Origin of the sequence: Petrimonas sulfuriphila (assembly GCA_038561985.1) — a bacterium.
GTDB lineage: Bacteria > Bacteroidota > Bacteroidia > Bacteroidales > Dysgonomonadaceae > Petrimonas > Petrimonas sulfuriphila.
Genome location: CP073276.1, coordinates 786,656 through 805,472 on the forward strand (window position 1 = coordinate 786,656; position 18,817 = coordinate 805,472).

Annotated in this window: 15 protein-coding genes and 1 pseudogene; 12 read left to right on the top strand and 4 right to left on the bottom strand. The window is 46.8% G+C overall.

What is annotated here, in order from left to right:
- Positions 1–216: 216 nt before the first annotated feature.
- Positions 217–1,821 carry an ABC-F family ATP-binding cassette domain-containing protein gene (locus KCV26_03175; protein ID WZX37407.1) on the top strand — a complete coding sequence of 535 codons (1,605 nt, stop codon included), beginning with the start codon at positions 217–219 and terminating at the stop codon, positions 1,819–1,821.
- A gap of 200 nt (positions 1,822–2,021) precedes the next feature.
- On the top strand, positions 2,022–2,309 hold the full coding sequence (locus KCV26_03180) for a hypothetical protein (protein WZX37408.1): 288 nt from the start codon (positions 2,022–2,024) through the stop codon (positions 2,307–2,309).
- A gap of 15 nt (positions 2,310–2,324) precedes the next feature.
- Here the strand turns inward: KCV26_03180 and KCV26_03185 are convergent, their stop codons facing one another.
- Positions 2,325–3,698 (bottom strand): MATE family efflux transporter, encoded by a 1,374-nt coding sequence (locus KCV26_03185; GenBank protein WZX37409.1) that lies wholly within the window; start codon positions 3,696–3,698, stop codon positions 2,325–2,327.
- Between the two features lie 223 nt (positions 3,699–3,921).
- Here KCV26_03185 and KCV26_03190 point away from each other — a divergent pair, with 223 nt between their 5' ends.
- The 3 genes and pseudogenes from KCV26_03190 (at position 3,922) to KCV26_03200 (ending at position 8,042) form a co-directional block, all read left to right on the top strand.
- Positions 3,922–4,911 carry a sugar phosphate isomerase/epimerase gene (locus tag KCV26_03190; protein WZX37410.1) on the top strand — a complete coding sequence of 330 codons (990 nt, stop codon included), beginning with the start codon at positions 3,922–3,924 and terminating at the stop codon, positions 4,909–4,911.
- Between the two features lie 19 nt (positions 4,912–4,930).
- Positions 4,931–6,099 (top strand): annotated as a pseudogene (locus tag KCV26_03195) (Gfo/Idh/MocA family oxidoreductase).
- A gap of 50 nt (positions 6,100–6,149) precedes the next feature.
- Positions 6,150–8,042, top strand: a complete 1,893-nt coding sequence (locus tag KCV26_03200; GenBank protein WZX37411.1) for an AMP-binding protein — start codon at positions 6,150–6,152, stop codon at positions 8,040–8,042.
- A 16-nt stretch (positions 8,043–8,058) separates the two neighbouring features.
- Here KCV26_03200 and KCV26_03205 read toward each other — a convergent pair whose 3' ends face one another.
- Positions 8,059–8,220 carry a FeoB-associated Cys-rich membrane protein gene (locus KCV26_03205; protein WZX37412.1) on the bottom strand — a complete coding sequence of 54 codons (162 nt, stop codon included), beginning with the start codon at positions 8,218–8,220 and terminating at the stop codon, positions 8,059–8,061.
- Between the two features lie 30 nt (positions 8,221–8,250).
- Entirely contained in the window at positions 8,251–10,731 is a 2,481-nt protein-coding gene (gene feoB, locus KCV26_03210; GenBank protein ID WZX37413.1) for a ferrous iron transport protein B, read from the bottom strand.
- Positions 10,732–10,935: 204 nt separating this feature from the next.
- On the opposite strand from feoB, the gene KCV26_03215 reads away from it, so the two are divergent.
- The 7 genes from KCV26_03215 to coaBC all read left to right on the top strand — a co-directional run bounded on the left by KCV26_03215 (position 10,936) and on the right by coaBC (position 16,932).
- Positions 10,936–12,576, top strand: a complete 1,641-nt coding sequence (locus KCV26_03215) for a fumarate hydratase (protein WZX37414.1) — start codon at positions 10,936–10,938, stop codon at positions 12,574–12,576.
- Between the two features lie 71 nt (positions 12,577–12,647).
- Positions 12,648–13,502, top strand: a complete 855-nt coding sequence (locus KCV26_03220) for a DUF2520 domain-containing protein (GenBank protein WZX37415.1) — start codon at positions 12,648–12,650, stop codon at positions 13,500–13,502.
- Positions 13,503–13,507: 5 nt separating this feature from the next.
- Positions 13,508–14,341, top strand: coding sequence for a 3-methyl-2-oxobutanoate hydroxymethyltransferase (gene panB, locus KCV26_03225; GenBank protein ID WZX37416.1), 834 nt, complete (start codon positions 13,508–13,510; stop codon positions 14,339–14,341).
- A gap of 63 nt (positions 14,342–14,404) precedes the next feature.
- Complete coding sequence (locus KCV26_03230) at positions 14,405–15,250, top strand: pantoate--beta-alanine ligase (protein WZX37417.1); 846 nt, start codon at positions 14,405–14,407, stop codon at positions 15,248–15,250.
- Entirely contained in the window at positions 15,251–15,607 is a 357-nt protein-coding gene (locus tag KCV26_03235; GenBank protein ID WZX37418.1) for an aspartate 1-decarboxylase, read from the top strand. It begins immediately after the preceding gene.
- Positions 15,608–15,610: 3 nt separating this feature from the next.
- Complete coding sequence (locus tag KCV26_03240; protein WZX37419.1) at positions 15,611–16,393, top strand: hypothetical protein; 783 nt, start codon at positions 15,611–15,613, stop codon at positions 16,391–16,393.
- Positions 16,390–16,932, top strand: coding sequence for a bifunctional phosphopantothenoylcysteine decarboxylase/phosphopantothenate--cysteine ligase CoaBC (coaBC, locus tag KCV26_03245; protein WZX37420.1), 543 nt, complete (start codon positions 16,390–16,392; stop codon positions 16,930–16,932). Before KCV26_03240 ends, coaBC begins: the two co-directional genes overlap by 4 nt.
- 33 nt (positions 16,933–16,965) lie before the next feature.
- On the opposite strand, the gene KCV26_03250 is transcribed toward coaBC, so the two are convergent.
- Entirely contained in the window at positions 16,966–18,816 is a 1,851-nt protein-coding gene (locus KCV26_03250) for an SLC13 family permease (GenBank protein ID WZX37421.1), read from the bottom strand.
- Between the last annotated feature and the right edge of the window lies 1 nt (position 18,817).

Genomic DNA, 18,817 nt, shown 5'->3' on the forward strand with positions numbered 1-18,817 from the left:
CACCCGGAAATCAAGGATTGTGTAAATTCATATAAAGGTCGACACAGGCAATTTGGCATATTCAACTATTGTTCATACTTTTGCATTCGAATTAAAAAGATACTCCAATGAAAATAAACAATTAATAGTTGTTGGTTTTATTAAACCGACACCAGAGAGTCCCACCTACTTCGGTTTAATCCGGTTCCTGCATGGAATCCACTATTAATTGTAACAATGAGTATTATCGTAAGTGATATTTCCTATCACTATTTCAATCGACCTACATTATTTGAATCGGTTAGTTTTTCCGTTTCACCAGGCGGGAAAGTGTCCCTCATCGGCAACAACGGCACAGGAAAATCCACTCTCCTTAAAATGCTGGCAGGCGAACTGACACCTTCTTCGGGCAATATCCGGGTATCGGCATCCCCTTATTACATTCCTCAACAGATTGACTTTAAGGAGCAGACCCTGGCAGAAACCCTGGGGGTATCTGAAAAAATAAAAGCCCTGCAGGCCATCTATGGAGGTTCTGTTGACCAGGGTCATTACGACACCCTGAACGATGATTGGGATATCGAAGACAGGTGCCGCGTAGCTTTAACACATTGGGGATTATTGAATCTGCCTATTGACCTACCCATTTTGCAGTTAAGTGGAGGGGAAAAAACGAAAGTCTTGTTGGCGGGATTAACCGTTCACAACCCCGATGTCGTTTTGTTGGACGAGCCGACCAACCACCTCGACTACGTAGCAAGGAAGAAGCTTTATGAGTACATATCCCAGACAAAAGCTACGGTTATCATTGTCAGCCATGATATTACGCTGCTTAATCTTTTGGAGGAAACGTTCGAGTTGACCCCTAAAGGCATTAAGCTGTACGGGGGAAATTACGATTTTTACTGGTCACAGAAAGAGACTGAGAATCGCGCTTTGGAACAGCAAATTGATGCGGAACAGACGGCTTTACGGATCGCCCGAAAGAGAGCGCAAGAAATTCGCGAACGTCAGGAAAGAAGAGCGTCACACGGTGAACGGAGCAAACAGAAAGGAGGGCTTGCCCGTATCGTTTTAAATGCACGCCGCAACCTGTCTGAAAACAGTTCCGCCAAGTTGAAAGAAAAACACTCCGGAATCATTAACGACACTCAACAACGCTTATCCGCCCTAAAAGGAAAACAACAGAGGAACAGTGAATTGAAGATTAATTTTGAGGACGCCAAACTGCATGATGGAAAAGTTTTGATTGCGGCTGAAAATTTGAATTTTGGGTACACGGAAAACAAATACCTGTGGCCTTCTCCGTTAGACACGGAAGTTCGAAGCGGAGAAAGAATACACATTCTCGGGGACAACGGGAGTGGAAAAACAACATTGATCAAACTCTTGCTGGGTGAACTTTCACCAACACAAGGCCATGTCTCCCGGGCAGATTTTTCATATATCTATCTTGATCAAGAGTATGCTCGGGTCAACAAAAAACTGACGGTGTTGGAATTAGCAGAACAACACAACGAAAACAACCTGTCCGACCACGAAATAAAACTGCGGCTTAACCGCGCATTGTTTCCCCAAGAGACCTGGGATAAAAACTGTCAAGCGTTGAGTGGAGGTGAACGTATGCGCCTTTACTTATGCTGCCTGATGATTTCCAACCACGTCCCGGATATTTTCATATTGGATGAGCCTACGAATAATCTTGATGTCTCAAGTTTATCGATACTGGCCCATACCATCAAAAAGTATCGGGGTACGGTACTGGTTATTTCCCATGATGCATATTTCATCAATGAGATTGGGGTAACAAAGAGCATTCAATTAGGAACAAAACAAAAATAATTTTTTTATACAGATACAAAAAAATACACTACTTTTACTTTTTTTAGAAACAGTAGGCACATAAATAGAAAAGAATCCGTGATGATGTAAACAAACCCCGACGTTTATGTCGAGGCTATCCCTTGGTAATGCTCAGGTAAATCCTTGCCCGAGTCATCTTACGTACAAATAAATACCCCAATTATCATTATGTAAAGAAGATGAAAAAGTTATTGATCATTACACTTATCTTAAGCATTGTTTCCGTTGTATTTATGGTTTTCAATTTTGCCGCTTCAACGGATATTTATCGCGATTATGTTGGAACAGCAATTGTTTCAGGACAGATCATCGATAATGTCGGTAAATTGCCCGAATGGACAACCTGTAAGGGTGAATGGCAGTTATTACGGATAGATTTAATTGTTCGGTTCATTTTCATGCTACTGGTTACCGTGGTTCTGGCAAAATTGATAAGAAGCCACAAGGTTAGGTCAAATCACCAGTAAGGAAGTTAATCCCTTTTATTTCCTAACCCTCATTCCTTTATACTGATAGGTAAACGTCAGGATTGTTACAAAAAACGCGATTAAATCAGCGGCAGGCATACTCATAAAAACTCCATCCAAACCAAAATACCGGGGGAGCAAAAGTAAAAAGGGAATCAGAAAAATAAGCTGCCGCGTCAACGATAGGAACACGGCTATTTTTGCTTTTCCAACCGACTGGAAAAAGTTACTGATAACCATCTGAACGGCAATAACAGGAAACAAAACAGTGGTAATTCTCAATCCGCGGACAGAGATGTCAAGAAGCTCCCTGTCGCTGGTAAACATGCGCATGATCAAAGTTGGGAATAGTTGGGAAAATAAAAAACCGAAAGTCATGATTAAAACACTTACGATGATCGTGTACCTGAGCGCCTTGAACGACCTGTCGATTTGTTTTGCCCCGTAGTTGTATCCTACGATTGGCTGCATACCCATTGTTAAACCAATAACAATCATCCCGAACAGGAAAAGTATCCGGTTGATGATTCCGTATGCCCCGATAGCAAGATCACCACCATGTTTCATCAATCCGAAATTGATAATCGAAACAACAAGGCTGGAGGTGAGATTCATAAGAAAAGGAGAAACACCGATAGCCATCATGTTGACGACCGTCTTTCCGGACAATTTAAACCCCTTTATCTCAAAACGAATAAGGCTGTTCTTGTTGAAAAAGTGCATCAGCACCCACACCAATCCCGCAAGCTGGGAGAGGACTGTGGCCAGCGCTGTCCCTTTCATGCCCCAGCCAAGAACAAAAATGAAAATTGGCGCAAGTAAAACATTTACTGCAACTGTCAGGAAAGAAGAGAGCATTGCCTTTTTAGGATATCCGGTCACACGCATAATGTTATTCAGCCCGATAAAGACAAAACCAACAGGAATTCCTATCATGTAAACCGACAAGAAATCACTTGCGTAAGGCAACAACGTTTCACTAGCTCCAAAAAGCTTTAAAACAGGTTCCAGGAAAAACAGCGTCACTACCCCAAGCAATGTCCCGTTCACTGTATTTACCAAGGCAACATGTCCAAGTATACTTCGTGCGTTCTCTTCGTCTTTTTCACCTAATCTGATAGAGGTTAGTGTTGCACCTCCCACACCAATAAGGGTGGAAAAAGCGGCAAGAATATTCATAATCGGAAAAGTCACAGCCATGCCCGAAAGTGCGGATGCACCGATACCGTGCCCAATAAAAATACTGTCCACTATATGGTAAAGCGATGTGATAACCATACCGATAATAGCGGGTAAAGAGTATTGTGCGAGAAGTTTTTTGATGTCGCCCCTTCCCAAAAGGTGCGGATCGTTAGTGTTGTTTTGGCGTAACACCTTTGTTATGTTCATAACCCGGGCACAAAGGTACAAAATTTATGTCAAGCTCGTTTGGGGATTTAGATTTCTTAAGAGTTAAGTAACGCACAAAATTAAATTTTTCCGGGAAACCCCGAGAACCATCCTTGTTTTTCTTGAAAAAAAGAAGTAGTTTTGCGTGGAATCAAGTCAGTCTACGAACCCGGCAAACACTTATCCTATAGTATTTTCTTAAATCATAAAAAACAGAATAAACATGGCACGATTAGTTACACTCTATTCCCTGCAATGGGGCGATTTATCACTGGAAGAGGTTTGCGTAAAGGCAAAAGCATTCGGTTACGACGGACTTGAATTAGGATTACCCGACCACCTGGATGTCCGTCAGACCGATCCTGCCTATTACAAGGGCATTAAAGACCTTTTGGAAAAATACGGCATGCAATTGCGAACCATCTCCTCCCACTTGGTAGGGCAAGCTGTGTGCGATAAAATTGACGAACGCCACAAAAGTATCCTCCCCGATTATATCTGGGGAGACGGCGATCCGGAAGGAGTCCGCCGACGTGCCGCTGAAGAATTAATCCTGACGGCCCGGGCAGCCCGGGTGCTGGGGGTTGACACCGTCGTAGGGTTCACCGGAAGTCCAATATGGCATTTGTTGTATTCTTTCCCTCCTGTTCCACAATCCACTATCGATAAAGGATACCAAGATTTCGCAACCCGGTTCGCACCAATTCTGGACGAATTTGAAAAGCTGGGGGTTCGTTTCGCATTAGAGGTACATCCCACCGAAATTGCTTTCGACACCTTTTCTGCCCAAAGGGCATTGGAGGCCTTGGATCATCACCCCGCTTTCGGGTTCAACTACGATCCGAGCCATTTGGGATACCAGGGAGTAGATTACGTGGATTTTATCTATCAGTTTCCCGACCGGATTTTTCACGTGCACATGAAAGATGCTTACTGGAGTGACACTCCCAAACAAGTAGGAGTATTCGGAGGACACGTCCCTTTCGGCGACCCCCGTCGCTTTTGGAACTTCCGCAGTGTAGGGCGCGGGAAAATAAAATTCGAAGAGATTATACGTGCCCTTAATGCCATAGGATACCAGGGCCCGCTTTCGATAGAGTGGGAAGACAGTGCTATGGACCGCGAGCATGGAGCCCGTGAATCGTGTGAGTACACCAAGCGGCTGGACTTTCAGGTATCCGGACATGCGTTTGATGCTTTTTTTGCCAAATAATCAACAAAAATACAGTGTAATGGAGAACAGACGATTAAAAATGGGAATGGTCGGAGGCGGTATAACCGGCTTTATCGGAGCCATTCACCTTCGCGCAGCCTTGATGGAGAATATGGTAGAATTGGCCTGCGGATGTTTCAGCTCAAACCCGGAGGTATCGAAAGAATCGGGACGCACTTATTTCCTGCCGGACCATCGTATTTACAGCACCTACCGGGAGATGTTTGAGAAAGAAACGGACCTGCCGGAAAACGAAAGGATGGATTTCGTGGTGATCGTCACCCCCAACAAATACCATTTCGAACCGGCTATGATGGCCTTGGAAAGGGGCTTTCACGTGGTACTGGATAAACCCATGACATTCTCCCTTGAAGAAGCCAAAACACTTCAAAAAAAAGTGGAAGAAACCGGTTTGGTACTGGCTTTGACTCACGTTTACTCCGGATATCCCGCGGTAAAAGAGATGAAGGCGAGAATTGCCGCAGGAGAGTTGGGCAAATTGCGCCGTGTATACGTAGAATACCCGCAGGGTTGGCTGGCGGAACGCATCGAGTTAATGGAAGGGAACAATGCGGGATGGCGTACCGATCCACAATTATCGGGGAAGGCAGGTTGTATGGGTGATATAGGAACCCATGCCTGGCATTTGTGCGAATACGTAACCGGATTAAAAGTGGTGGAACTTTGCGCCGAACTGAATACTTTCGTTCCCGGGCGTCCGATTGATGACGACGGAGTGGCCATGATGCGGATGGAAGAAGGGGTAAAAGCCCTGCTTTCGGCCAGTCAGGTTGCCGTGGGTGAAGCCAACAACATCAACATCCGTGTCTATGGGGAAAAGGGAGGAATACAATGGGTTCAGGAGCATCCCAACCAGCTTTTCCTAAAAAAAGGGAACAGCCCCGAGGAAGTGATGCATATCGGCGGGAACCATCCTTACCTGGGTAAAAATACCCGGTGGAACATACGTACACCCGGAGGGCATCCCGAAGGTTTTATCGAAGCTTTCGCCAATATCTACCGTAACTTCGCGCTGACGGTGAAGGCAAAAATGAAAAAAGCCCCCCCTCTGCCGATATACTGGATTTTCCGGATGTGTACGACGGTGTACGGGGTATGCAATTTATTGAAACGGTCGTGGAGTCAGGATGGAGCGACGGCCCAAAATGGATAAAGTGGAGGGAGTAGTATTCCATAAAAAACAGTAAATTTGCAGCAAAAAATTAAATCCAACATCGATGAGCAAAACAATCATCTCTTTTTTGAACGAAGCTGTTGAGAAGTACAGCGAACGTCCGTTTCTTTACGAAGCAAGAACAGGGACAGATTACACCTCACTCTCCTACAAGGAAGTCCAGGACAAAGCCAGGCAGTTCGCTGCCGGGTTAATGGCGTTGGGGATCGAGGCGGGCGACCGTGTCGCCCTGATTTCCGAAGGAAAAAACAACTGGGTGATAGGTGAGCTTGGGGTGCTGCATGCGGGGGCTGTCTGCGTCCCTCTTTCCGTGAAACTGGAAACGGAGCAAGACATCAGTTTTCGCGTGAATCATTCCGAATGTTGCGCGATTATGGCTTCCGATCAGCAAATAGCGAAAATCCGCCCGATGAAGGGAGCCTTTTCTACTGTCAGGCAGTACATCCTGCTTGACCCGGAAGAAACCTTGCAGGAAAATGAAACTTTGTTTAACTCCATAATCGAACAGGGAAAGAAGTTGCTGGCCAACAATCCGTCAGCGTTGGAAGAACGGATAAAAGCCGTTACTCCCGATTCACTGGCCAACATTTCTTACACCTCGGGAACAACAGCTAACCCGAAAGGGATTATGTTGTCACACGGCAACTACGTCTGTAACTCGGAACAGGCAGTGGAGCATTTAAACGGAATACCTTCCCATTTCAGGCAACTACTTATCCTTCCGTGGGATCATTCCTTCGGACACACCGCCGGAATTTATTCGTTCATGAAATGCGGAGCTTCACTGGCATCGGTAGCTATGGGTAAATCCCCTATGGAGGTTCTCCGGAACGTACCCAAAAGCCTGAAAGCGATTAACCCTCATCTGCTGATGAGCGTACCCGCACTGGCTTCCAACTTCCGAAAAAACATCGAAGCCGGAATTGAAAAGAAAGGCAAACTGACCAGTATGTTATTCCGGAAAGCCCTTAAAACAGCATATGCGTATAACAAAGAAGGCTTCAACAAAGGCTCCGGTGGACGTTTCTGGATAAAACCGCTTCTGGCCTTTTACGATAAAATCATCTTTTCAAAGGTACGTGAATCGTTTGCCAGCAATATGGAATTCTTCATTGGGGGTGGCGCCCTCCTCGATATTGAACTGCAACGCTTCTTCTATGCAATAGGCATTCCTATGTACCAAGGCTACGGCCTATCAGAAGCGACTCCCATCATCTCCGCCAATTGCCCTCATGCACACAAACTCGGTTCTTCAGGGAAACCGCTTCCGCATATGGATATAAAAATTGTGGACGACAAGATGCAGGTAGTTCCCACGGGGAAGAAGGGTGAGATCATTATCCGGGGCGGGAACGTGATGAAAGGATATTGGAAAAACCCCGAAGCCACGGCCGAGACCATTGTGGATGGATGGCTCCGGACAGGAGATATGGGATACATCGACAACGACGGATACCTGTATGTGCTTGGGCGCACAAAATCGCTGCTGATCAGCGATGACGGTGAGAAATTTTCTCCCGAAGGAATTGAAGAGTCCATCATGGCCCAGTCTCCGTTTATCAATCAGATTGTGTTGTACAACAACCAACGCCCCTATACCACAGCGCTTATCACCGTAAATCCCGTTGAATTAAAAAAGCGAACGTCAGACCCCTCGGAAGCGGCTCTACTTATTGAAAAGGAAATTGCGGAATACCTCAAGGGAGGAAAGAACGACGGGATGTTCCCTTACCGGTGGCTGCCTTCCGCATTTGCCGTGATTGAAGAACCCTTTACCGAAAAGAACGGCATGGTGAACTCCACGATGAAAATCGTAAAACACAAGGTCTATTCGGCATACGCATCGCGCATTGAAGAATTATACACACCTGCAGGGAAAAAATCAACATCACCGGCCAACCTGGAAGTACTGGGAAGACTGTTGAAAGAGAATTAAATGGTTTGATTCTCCTTTATTTTGTTTTCTGGATATGCCCGGGATTAAAATCGCATCCCTTGCACCCGCCACAAAACCCGGACTCCTTCTTCACAAAAAAGAAACGGTAAATCTCACGAACAACCACGATGGAGACAACAATGCCGATGATGATAACGATGAACAACTGTAAACTCATATTTTAACAACAAAGAATTGGACGGAAAGTTTAAATAAAGAAACGGCCGGTTTGATAAACCAGGAAAGCTATAAACCAGGCCAGCCCTGTCGAGTAGACCACGCTGAAAAGCGCCCACCTCCACGAATGGGATTCTTCTTTGATAGCAACTATGGTGGCAATACAGGGGAAATAGATCAGGATAAACAGCAAAAATCCGATAACGACCAGCGGTGAGAAAACAGGTGTCCCGTCCGGATGCTTCTCCTGTAAAAGCCGGGTTTGCAACGACTGCTGGTCCTCACTGTCACCGGTATAAAGCACCCCCATCGTACTGATTACAATCTCTTTTGCCGCCATTCCCGACAACAAGCTCACGGAAATTTTCCAGTCGAAACCAAGCGGGCGCATCAATGGCTCCATAAAATGGCCAATTTTTCCGATGTATGAATTTACCTGATGTTCGGTGTTCTTTGCGTGTTCAATTTCTATCACCCGGATCTCTTTTTCTGTCTGCGGTAAAACCAGGCTGTCGAGTTGTGCCAGTTGCCTGTCAAATTGCGCTTCGCGCTGTACATCTTGCGGGAAATACCCCAGAAACCAGATAATGATGGAGGCAACCAAAATGGGACCGCCCATCTTCAGCAAATACTGCTTGGCCCTTTCCCACATATGGATGACTACCGATTTAAATGTAGGCATCCGGTAAGGCGGCAACTCCATCACAAACGGCGTATCTTCCTTGGTAAAAAATCGTTTACGGAGCAAAATCGCCGTCAGAATAGCCACAAGAACCCCTACGCTGTACAATCCGAGCATGACAAAACTGCCGTTCCGGGGAAAAAATGCACTTACAAATAAAATATAAACCGGCAATCGCGCACTGCACGACATAAAAGGAACAATCAGCATGGTAATCATCCGGCTGCTGCGGCTTTCGATTGTGCGGGTGGACATTACTGCAGGTACATTACACCCAAACCCCATGATAAGCGGAATAAACGATTTTCCGTGAAGGCCGATGTTATGCATCAGTTTATCCATGATGAACGCTGCCCGGGCCATGTATCCCGAATCTTCCATAAACGCGATAAACGCGTACAATATCACAATGTTCGGCAGAAAAACAATAACACCCCCCACTCCGCCGATAACGCCGTCTACCAGCAAATCCTTGAGTGGTCCTTCCGTCATATTTACACGAATCAAATTCCCTGCCTGGGCCACAATCCACTCAATCCACTCCATCGGATAAGCTCCAAGCCGGAATGTAGCTTCAAACATTATCCACAGAAAGACAAAGAAAAGCGGGAGCCCCAAATATTTATTCGTCAGGACAGCATCGAGCACAGTAGTTTTATCTTCGAATTTTGTTTTTTCGCTCAGTGTCTCTTTGAGTGCTCCTGCAATAAATCCATACCGGGCATTGGTAAAGGCCGACTCTGGGTCTTCTTTCAACAATCTTTCGATATATTCCCGTTCCTTGTTTCTACGAGCCAGAAGCTCCTTGCCTTTATCGTGCTCACGAATAGCATTTTCTACCTCTTTATCCCCCTCCAGCAACTTAATACCGACATAACGCTTCGGCATACCTAACGTCGAAAAGCCGTTGGATAATAAATCGCGACACATAAAGCCGATGGATTTCTCCAATACACGCCCGTAGGGAACCTTTACGTTGTGAGAGTTGTTGCCGGATTCGTAAATGCTAATCACATTTTCGAGCAATTCGGGAATACCGAACCCTTTCTTTCCCACCGTAGGAACAATAGGAACATTCAGCATTTCAGAAAGCGTCTGGTGCTTGAATAAGCGGCCGCTCTTCTCAAGTTCGTCGTACATATTGAGTGCTACTACCATTGGTTTCTCCAACTCAATAAGCTCGGTGGTAAGATACAGGTTTCTCTCCAAGGCCGATGCCGACACCACATTCACAATAACATCGGGTTTTTCTTCAAAAATATAACTTCTTACGTACAGTTCCTCGGGAGAATAAGCAGACAATGAATATGTTCCCGGAAGATCGGTCAATATAAACTTATAACCGTTGTGCCTCAGCGTTCCTTCTTTGGAATCGACCGTTACGCCGCTGTAATTTCCCACATGCTCATGTGCCCCCGACGCAAGGTTGAAAATGGAGGTTTTTCCGGCGTTGGGGTTTCCAACCAACGCAACACGAATAACGTTATTATTTTCTTTCTTTAAATCGGATTCGTCAGAAAGTGGTGGATCGCGAAAGTCCGTCTCTTCAACCTCGTTTTCAGGCCCATCTGTTTTGTCATTGTCCACCGCATACACCACATCTTCTTTCAATTTCGAAATTTCAATCAATACGGCTTCACTGCGCCGCAACGAAACTTCGTACTCCATGATGCCGTATTTGATAGGGTCTTTCAACGGGGCGTTCAGTATCGACCTCACCTCTTGTCCGCGCACGAAGCCCATTTCGAGAATCCGTTTCCGAAATGCCCCCGATCCATTTACTTTTACAATGAATGCCTTATCGCCGGTCTGTAGTTCTGAAAGTCGCATAAATAGCACAATCTCATTTCCGGATACAAAGGAACATATTTTTTGCCTAAAAAACGAGCTTTTAAGATATATTATTTATAATGAATTTAAATAGCACAAACAACTGACCTATCGAAAGGTTGTCTACTCTACTGCCTGCTAAAAAGTCATTTTTTCTTTGTAATTTTGTACCTGTTCGAAAAAACATTTACAAAACATCATTATATGGCAACAAAATCGTTTCATTATCAAGACCCTTTCCCAATGTCGAAAGACACCACAGAATACTACCTACTGACCAAAGATCACGTATCGGTTTCGGAATTTGAAGGGAAAGAGGTATTGAAAATTTCTCAGGAAGGACTTACACTGATGGCACAGACGGCTTTTCGCGATGTGGAATTTCTGCTGCGTCCCGAGCATCAGGAACAGGTAGCCAAAATTCTTACCGACCCCGAAGCGAGCGATAACGACAAATACGTGGCGCTCACTTTCCTGCGCAATTCGGAAATATCGGCCAAAGGAATTCTTCCCTTCTGCCAGGACACGGGAACAGCAATTATTATGGGCAAAAAAGGGCAACAGGTATGGACGGAAGGAAACGATGAGGAGGCCCTCTCGCGTGGTGTTTACAACACGTTTATAAACGAAAACCTACGCTATTCGCAGAATGCGCCGCTCAACATGTATGACGAAGTGAATACGGGGACAAACCTCCCTGCTCAAATCGACCTGTACGCGGTTCAAGGGAATGAGTACAAATTCCTTTGTGTTGCCAAGGGCGGCGGATCAGCCAATAAAACATACCTGTATCAGGAAACCAAAGCGTTGCTCACCCCTGAAAAACTGGAAGCGTTCCTGACGGAAAAAATGAAATCGCTGGGAACTGCAGCCTGTCCGCCCTATCATTTAGCATTTGTCATCGGCGGCACCTCTGCCGAGGCCAACTTGAAAACTGTAAAACTGGCATCCACAAAATATTACGACAATCTCCCCACCGAAGGCAATGAATTTGGCCGGGCGTTCCGCGATATTGAAATGGAAGAAAAACTGAAGATCGCGTCTGAAAAGCTGGGACTGGGCGCTCAATTCGGTGGAAAATATTTTGCACACGACGTGCGCGTTATCCGCCTGCCCCGTCACGGAGCCTCTTGCCCCGTAGGAATGGGAGTGTCCTGCTCGGCCGACCGCAACATCAAAGCAAAAATCAACAAAGAAGGTATCTGGATTGAGAAAATGGAAGACAACCCAACCCGCCTTATCCCCGAGTCGATGCGTGAAGCCGGTGAAGGCGGCGGCGTGAAGATCGACCTCAATCGTCCGATGCCGGAAATCCTGGCGGAACTGTCCAAATACCCGGTTTCAACGCGGCTGTCGCTTAACGGCACCATTATTGTCGGGCGCGACATAGCACACGCCAAGCTCAAAGAGCGGATCGACCGCGGAGAAGGTCTTCCACAATACATCAAAGACCATCCCATCTACTATGCCGGGCCGGCAAAAACGCCCAAAGGCTATGCTTCGGGATCCATGGGACCGACCACGGCAGGGCGGATGGATTCCTACGTAGACCTGTTCCAATCGCACGGCGGCAGCATGATCATGCTCGCTAAAGGGAACCGCAGCCAGCAGGTGACCGATGCTTGTCAGAAACACGGAGGGTTCTACCTGGGCAGCATAGGGGGTCCGGCGGCCATTCTGGCACAAAATAGCATCAAGAGCCTCGAATGCGTGGAATATCCCGAACTGGGTATGGAAGCCATCTGGAAAATCGAAGTGGAGGATTTCCCCGCTTTCATTTTGGTGGACGACAAAGGGAACGACTTCTTCAAAGTAGTTACCCAACCCAATTGCGCATTGGGATAACTTCTTAAAAACATTTTCATTTCATATTATTTTGTACCTTTGCCTCGCAGAACAGCGACGTAAAATTGGTAATGAAGATTGCTTTTATAGGTGCCGGCCAAGTTTCAACCGCTTTAGGATTGTATTTCAAAAACAACGGTTTTGAGATAGGAGGTTATTATAGCCGAAGTTGTAAAAGCACCGAAAGGGCGGCCCGGCTGACCCATTCCCATCCTTATGCATCTGCAGGGGAGCTGATCAATGACAACCAGATGATATGGATCACGACACCCGATGACCAGATTGAAGCCGTTGTCCGGCAAATCACCCTTCTCCCTCCCCCCCGGAAGGACGAAAAGCTGGTCTTGCACGCCAGCGGCGCATATCCTCTTTCCATACTGAACCCGCTAAAAGAAAACGGCTATCAAACGGCTTGCGCACATCCGCTTTTGGCATTCGGCGATCCCGTTGTAGCACAGGAAAAATTAGGCAACGTATGGTTTGCCATCGAGAAGCCGGGGGAAGATAACGGACAATTGACCGGCTTTTTCAAGGCGTGCGGAAATCAAACGTTCACCGTAGACCCCGGCAAGAAATCCCTTTATCACGCGGCCGCCTGCGTTTTGTCGAACTACCTGGTAACGCTGTTGGATGCCTCCTTTGCGATTTTCGAGAAATCGGGCATGCCCCGAGACAATATTCAGGAAGCAGCCCGGCCTTTATTGGAAAGCGTTATCCTTAACCTAAAAGGGAAAGATCTTAAAGATGCGCTTACCGGTCCCATTAAGCGAGGCGACAAAAACACCGTCCGGATGCATTTGGAAAGTTTGAATGCTCTTATGCCGGAAATGACAGCGTTATACACGCTGATGGGAAGAAAAACCATGCAGCTGTTGGGCGATTATTCGCTGGAAGAAGTACTTAACACCCCGCTCTCTAAGCAATAAAAAATATGGCACAAAAATTTACTGTAAAATCCTTTCAGGAAGCGAAAGACAATAACCGGAAAATAAGTATGCTCACCGCCTATGATTATTCGATGGCGAAAATAGTGGATGCCGCAGGAATCGATTCCGTCCTGGTTGGCGATTCACTGGGAATGGTCTTCCAGGGAAACGAATCAACGCTCCCGGTTACTCTTGACGAAATAATATATCACACAAAAGCCGTTGTCCGGGGTGTGAAAAATGCGCTGGTAGTCGCCGACATGCCTTTTTTATCCTATCATGTTTCAAAAGAAGAAGCTGTGCGGAATGCAGGCAGAATGATCAAGGAAGGTGGTGCTGAAGCCGTCAAGATGGAAGGCGGCACACTTTTCTCGGAAACAATAAAAGCCGTTGTGGATGCACAAATTCCGGTAATGGGGCATATCGGGTTAACACCGCAGTCGGTCAACGCTTTCGGCGGGTTTAAAGTACAGGGAAAAGACGAACAAAGCGCAAAGAGAATCTGGGAAGATGCCAAATTGCTGGAGGAAGCTGGCGTTTTTGCCATCACACTGGAATGCATTCCCGACAAGCTGGCCCAACTGATCACAAAATCCCTCCGCATCCCGACCATAGGCATAGGAGCCGGAAAAAGTTGTGACGGCCAGGTATTGGTAATCAACGACATGCTAGGAATGTTCAGCGATTTTGTTCCCCGGTTTATAAAGCAATACGCAAAGCTGAACACCGAAATTACGGCAGCTGTCCAAGATTACATTGCAGAAGTCCGGGAAGGCGACTTTCCGGCCGGAGAACACACGTTTGATATGGATGCGGATATTCTGGAAAAGCTGTATTGAAGAGCAAGGAGCAAAGAACAAAGACAATAGACAATAGACAGTTTAACGTTCATAATTCGTAAAATGATCATTACAACCGTAAAAGAATTGAGGGAGTATCTCGGTGCGCAACGCACATCGGGAAAATCCATAGGCTTTGTCCCGACCATGGGATTCCTGCACGAAGGGCATCTCTCGCTTATCCGTAGGGCAAAAGCCGAAAACGATACGGTAGTCGTCAGCGACTTCGTTAATCCCACCCAGTTTGCCCCCAACGAAGATTTCGAATCCTATCCCCGGAACATTGAACGCGACGAACAACTCGCCACAGGTGCCGGAGCCGATGTGGTGTTCTATCCTTCCGCGGAAGAGATCTATCCCCGGGGAAGTTCCACTTTTGTGGAAGTCGCCGGCGACATCACCCGGGTACTTTGCGGAGCTTCACGCCCGGCTCATTTCAAAGGTGTTACAACGGTTGTGGCCATTCTCTTCAATATCGTTCAGCCGCGAAGGGCCTATTTCGGACAAAAAGATGCACAACAGGCGGCTATTCTGATAAAAATGGTAGCCGATTTGTACATGGACATCGAGCTGATCGTCTGTCCGATTGTCAGAGAAGAAGACGGGCTGGCCATGAGTTCGCGCAACACCTATTTATCGGCTACCGAAAGGGCGCAAGCTGTCATATTGAACAAAGCGCTGCGGGAAGGACAGGCGGCATTCGAAAAAGGGGAAGACAACGTCGAAAAACTGATACGGCAAATTACCGGTAAGATAAACGAAGCGCCGCTTGCCTGCATCGATTACGTAAGCATATATGCATATCCGTCGTTAAAAACGATAGAGACCGTCAGCGACAAAGCGCTTGCGGCTGTTGCAGTAAGATTCGGCAAAACAAGATTAATCGACAACATAATTTTAGAAAAATAGATGCAACTCACTTTATTGAAAGCAAAACTTCATAGGGCGACCGTTACGGAAGCCAATCTCAATTATACGGGCAGTATCACCATCGATAAAACCTTGCTTGAGCAAAGCGGAATTTTGGTTTGGGAAAAGGTTAGCGTGGTGAACAACAACAACGGGCAGCGGTTTGAGACCTACGTCATCGAAGGAGAGGCAGGCAGCGGCACCATTTGCCTGAACGGTGCGGCGGCCCGGTTGGTACAACCCGGCGACAAAATCATCATCATGGCATATGTTTCCCTGTCGCCCGAAGAAGCAAAAGAGCACAAACCCGGTGTATTTATTTTGGATGAGGACAACCGGATAACCGAAAGGATATAATTTATGCTGAATATAGCCATCACGGCAGGCGGAACATCGGAGCATATCGATGGAGTGCGGAGGCTGACCAACATCAGCACCGGACTGCTTGGCTGGTATTGCCTGGAAACAATCCTGGACTACTTTTGCGCTGAAAAACGTTCCGATTTCCACGTAACTTATCTCTTCACCGAAACGGCTTTCAGGAAGGCGTTAGATAAAGAGCAACTTCCGTTCGTGGACTTTGTCCCCGTCACCGATGCGGAAAGTGTTTACCATGCCGTGGATGCGTTAACCAAAAGTGTTCCGGTAGATTTCTTCATCCATTCCATGGCCATATCCGATTTCACGCTTGCCTATGTCGCAAGTACGGAGGAATTGGCAAAAGAAATAAACAGCTTGCCGTACAGCGGTGACGCTGGAGCGACCGTGAGAGAAGTGCTCGAAAATCCGGAAAACAGGTATAGCCTGACGGAAAAAATCCCGTCGGACCACAACATTATTCTGGGTCTGAGACGCACCCAAAAAGTGATTCCGCTAATTAAACGAAACAATCCGAATACCTTTCTGGTGGGATTCAAACTGCTGAAAGATGTGCCGGAAGAAGAACTGATCCGGGTTGCCAACCAACTTGCCGGAGAAAACGGATGTGACATGGTTTTTGCCAACGAACTGGCGCAACTGGGGGAGAGCAATCATCTCGGCATGTTGATAAGATCGGGGAAAGTCGTTGACCGGCCGATCGGGAAGAAACAAATAGCTGAAGCTATTGTAAGGGAAATGATGAAACAAGGAGGAAATAAATGAAAACGATCGTTATCGGAGTTTCAGGCGGAATTGCCTGCTACAAAGCCGTAGAAATTGTCAATCAGCTGAAAAAGGACGGGCACAACGTGGAAGTGATCATGACCCGATCCGCCCAGGAGTTTGTCACGCCGCTCACTTTTAGAACTATGTCGCACAATCCGGTTGTCACTGACATGTTTGACCCGGTACGGGAATGGGACACCAAGCATATCGACCTGGCCAAGGCAGCCGACCTGTTCGTCATTGTGCCCGCCACAGCCAACATTATCGGGAAGATTGCCTCGGGAATTGCAGACGACATGCTCACTACCACCGTGATGGCAGCCCGAAGCCCGGTACTTATTTTCCCTGCCATGAACACCTTTATGTATGAAAATCCGATTGTTCAGGACAACATCGAAAAACTGAAAAAATGGGGATACCACGTCTATGAAACCGCTGAAGGCGAGCTTGCCTGCGGTGATTTCGGAAAAGGGAAACTACTGCCATGGGAGGAAATCGTGAAGATTATCGAAGAGTTTGATTTACCCGATGACTGATACATAATACCGCAACTCTTATTTTTCCGGGGTTCAGAACGGGAACACCAAAGGCAAGGCAAACACCATAATTACCATGTAGAAAACCTGCAGCGGTAATCCCACCCTAACGTAATCCAAAAAGCTGTACCGGCCTGCCGATACAACCATGGCGTTGGGCGGTGTGGAAAAAGGACTTGCAAAACACATACTGGCAGCAACCGCTACCGCAACCAGGAAAGGATAAGGGCTGACACCCAACGCAACGGCAGCCTGCAGTGCAATGGGCGCAAACAAAATAGCCGTTGCCGTGTTGCTGATAAACATCGTGAGAATGGAGGTACCCAAATAAATTCCGGCCAATACCAAATAAGGGCCACGACTTCCCAGCGAACCGACTATACCCGAAGAGATAAGTTCTGATGCTCCGGTTTTCTCCATAGCCGTAGCCAAAGGCATCATGGCGGCAAACAAGATGACGCTTTCCCAGTTAATCGTACGATAAGCATCGCGTACGCTTCGAAAACATCCCGCAAGGATCATGGCGACAGCAGCCATCAATACCGCCACCACAGGCGGAAAAAAGTTAAAGATCATCGCAACAACCATCAATCCCATAATAATTCCCGCAACGGGTGCTTTGTCTTCAAGCGTTACCTTGGATGCCTCTGCCGAGGGTTGCCCGATGACTACAATTTCAGCTTGCAAACGGCTTAACCTGTCAATGTCTTCCCATGCACCCTGGACCAACAACATATCGCCCGACTGTATTTTTTCGTCTTTCACATTTTGCACCAGATAGCGCGTCTTGCGTTGTATGCCGATAATATTTACGTTGTAGTTCTTCCGGAAACCCGACTCCCTTACCGGGTGACCAATGATGTTGGAGTTGGCAAGCACAACCACCTCGGCCATACCAATCTCATCGAACTTCAGTTTTCCCGAAAAAGTAGGCATGGAGTCGTCGGAGGACTGATCGATGAATTTAAGGTCCTTCTCTTCAGCAAACCGGGCAACGTTAACAAAATCGCCAATCAGGTACAACACGTCATTATCGCCAAGTACGGTCCCGGCTTCAGGCAATTCCTGGGTAACGGTTTTCTTGAACGGCGACGTCGACCTGCGGCGTATTTCGGCGATAGTCACGGCATATTGCTTCGTTATATCGAGTTCGGAAAGTTTTTTCCCGACCACCGGAGATTTCCCGTTCGTTTCCACCCTGTACATGTTTTCTGCCAACCGGTATTCCGTTACCAGCTGCTTGGGAGACTTCACTGTCGAACGGTTGTCATCGTCGTCTTTCTTCCTTTTTTTATCAAGTGTTTTGCTCAAAGGCCATAATAATAAAATTCCGCAAAACAACAAAATTATTCCTACGGGTAATGTGGTAAAAAACGAAAATCCACGATGCCCAGACTCAACAAGCGTATTATGTACGATAAGGATTGGCGGCGTTCCAATAAGTGTCATCATACCACCTATGCTGCTGGCGAAAGCCATCGGCATCAACAAACGCCGGACACTCATGTTGGAGGAGGTGGCCATACTCACCACGATGGGCATAAGCAGCGCTACCGTCCCCGTATTGCTCAACACTGATCCGATAAGCGCGGTTACGGATATGACAAGTAAAAATAACTTGTAGTCACTGTTTCCGGCAAAGCGCAACAACCCTTTACTTACTCTAGCGGCCAGTCCCGTTTGAAAAATGGCGCCACCCACGATAAATAGCGCCGCAATCATGATCACAATGGGATTTGAAAATCCGGACAGCGCCTCTGTAGGCGTAAGAATACCTGTGAGTAAAAGGCCCAGCAATGAGCAAAGCGCTACAATATCGGAACGTATTTTCCCCCAAACAAACAGAGACGCTGTTGCAATCAATATAATGAAAGTAATAACCATA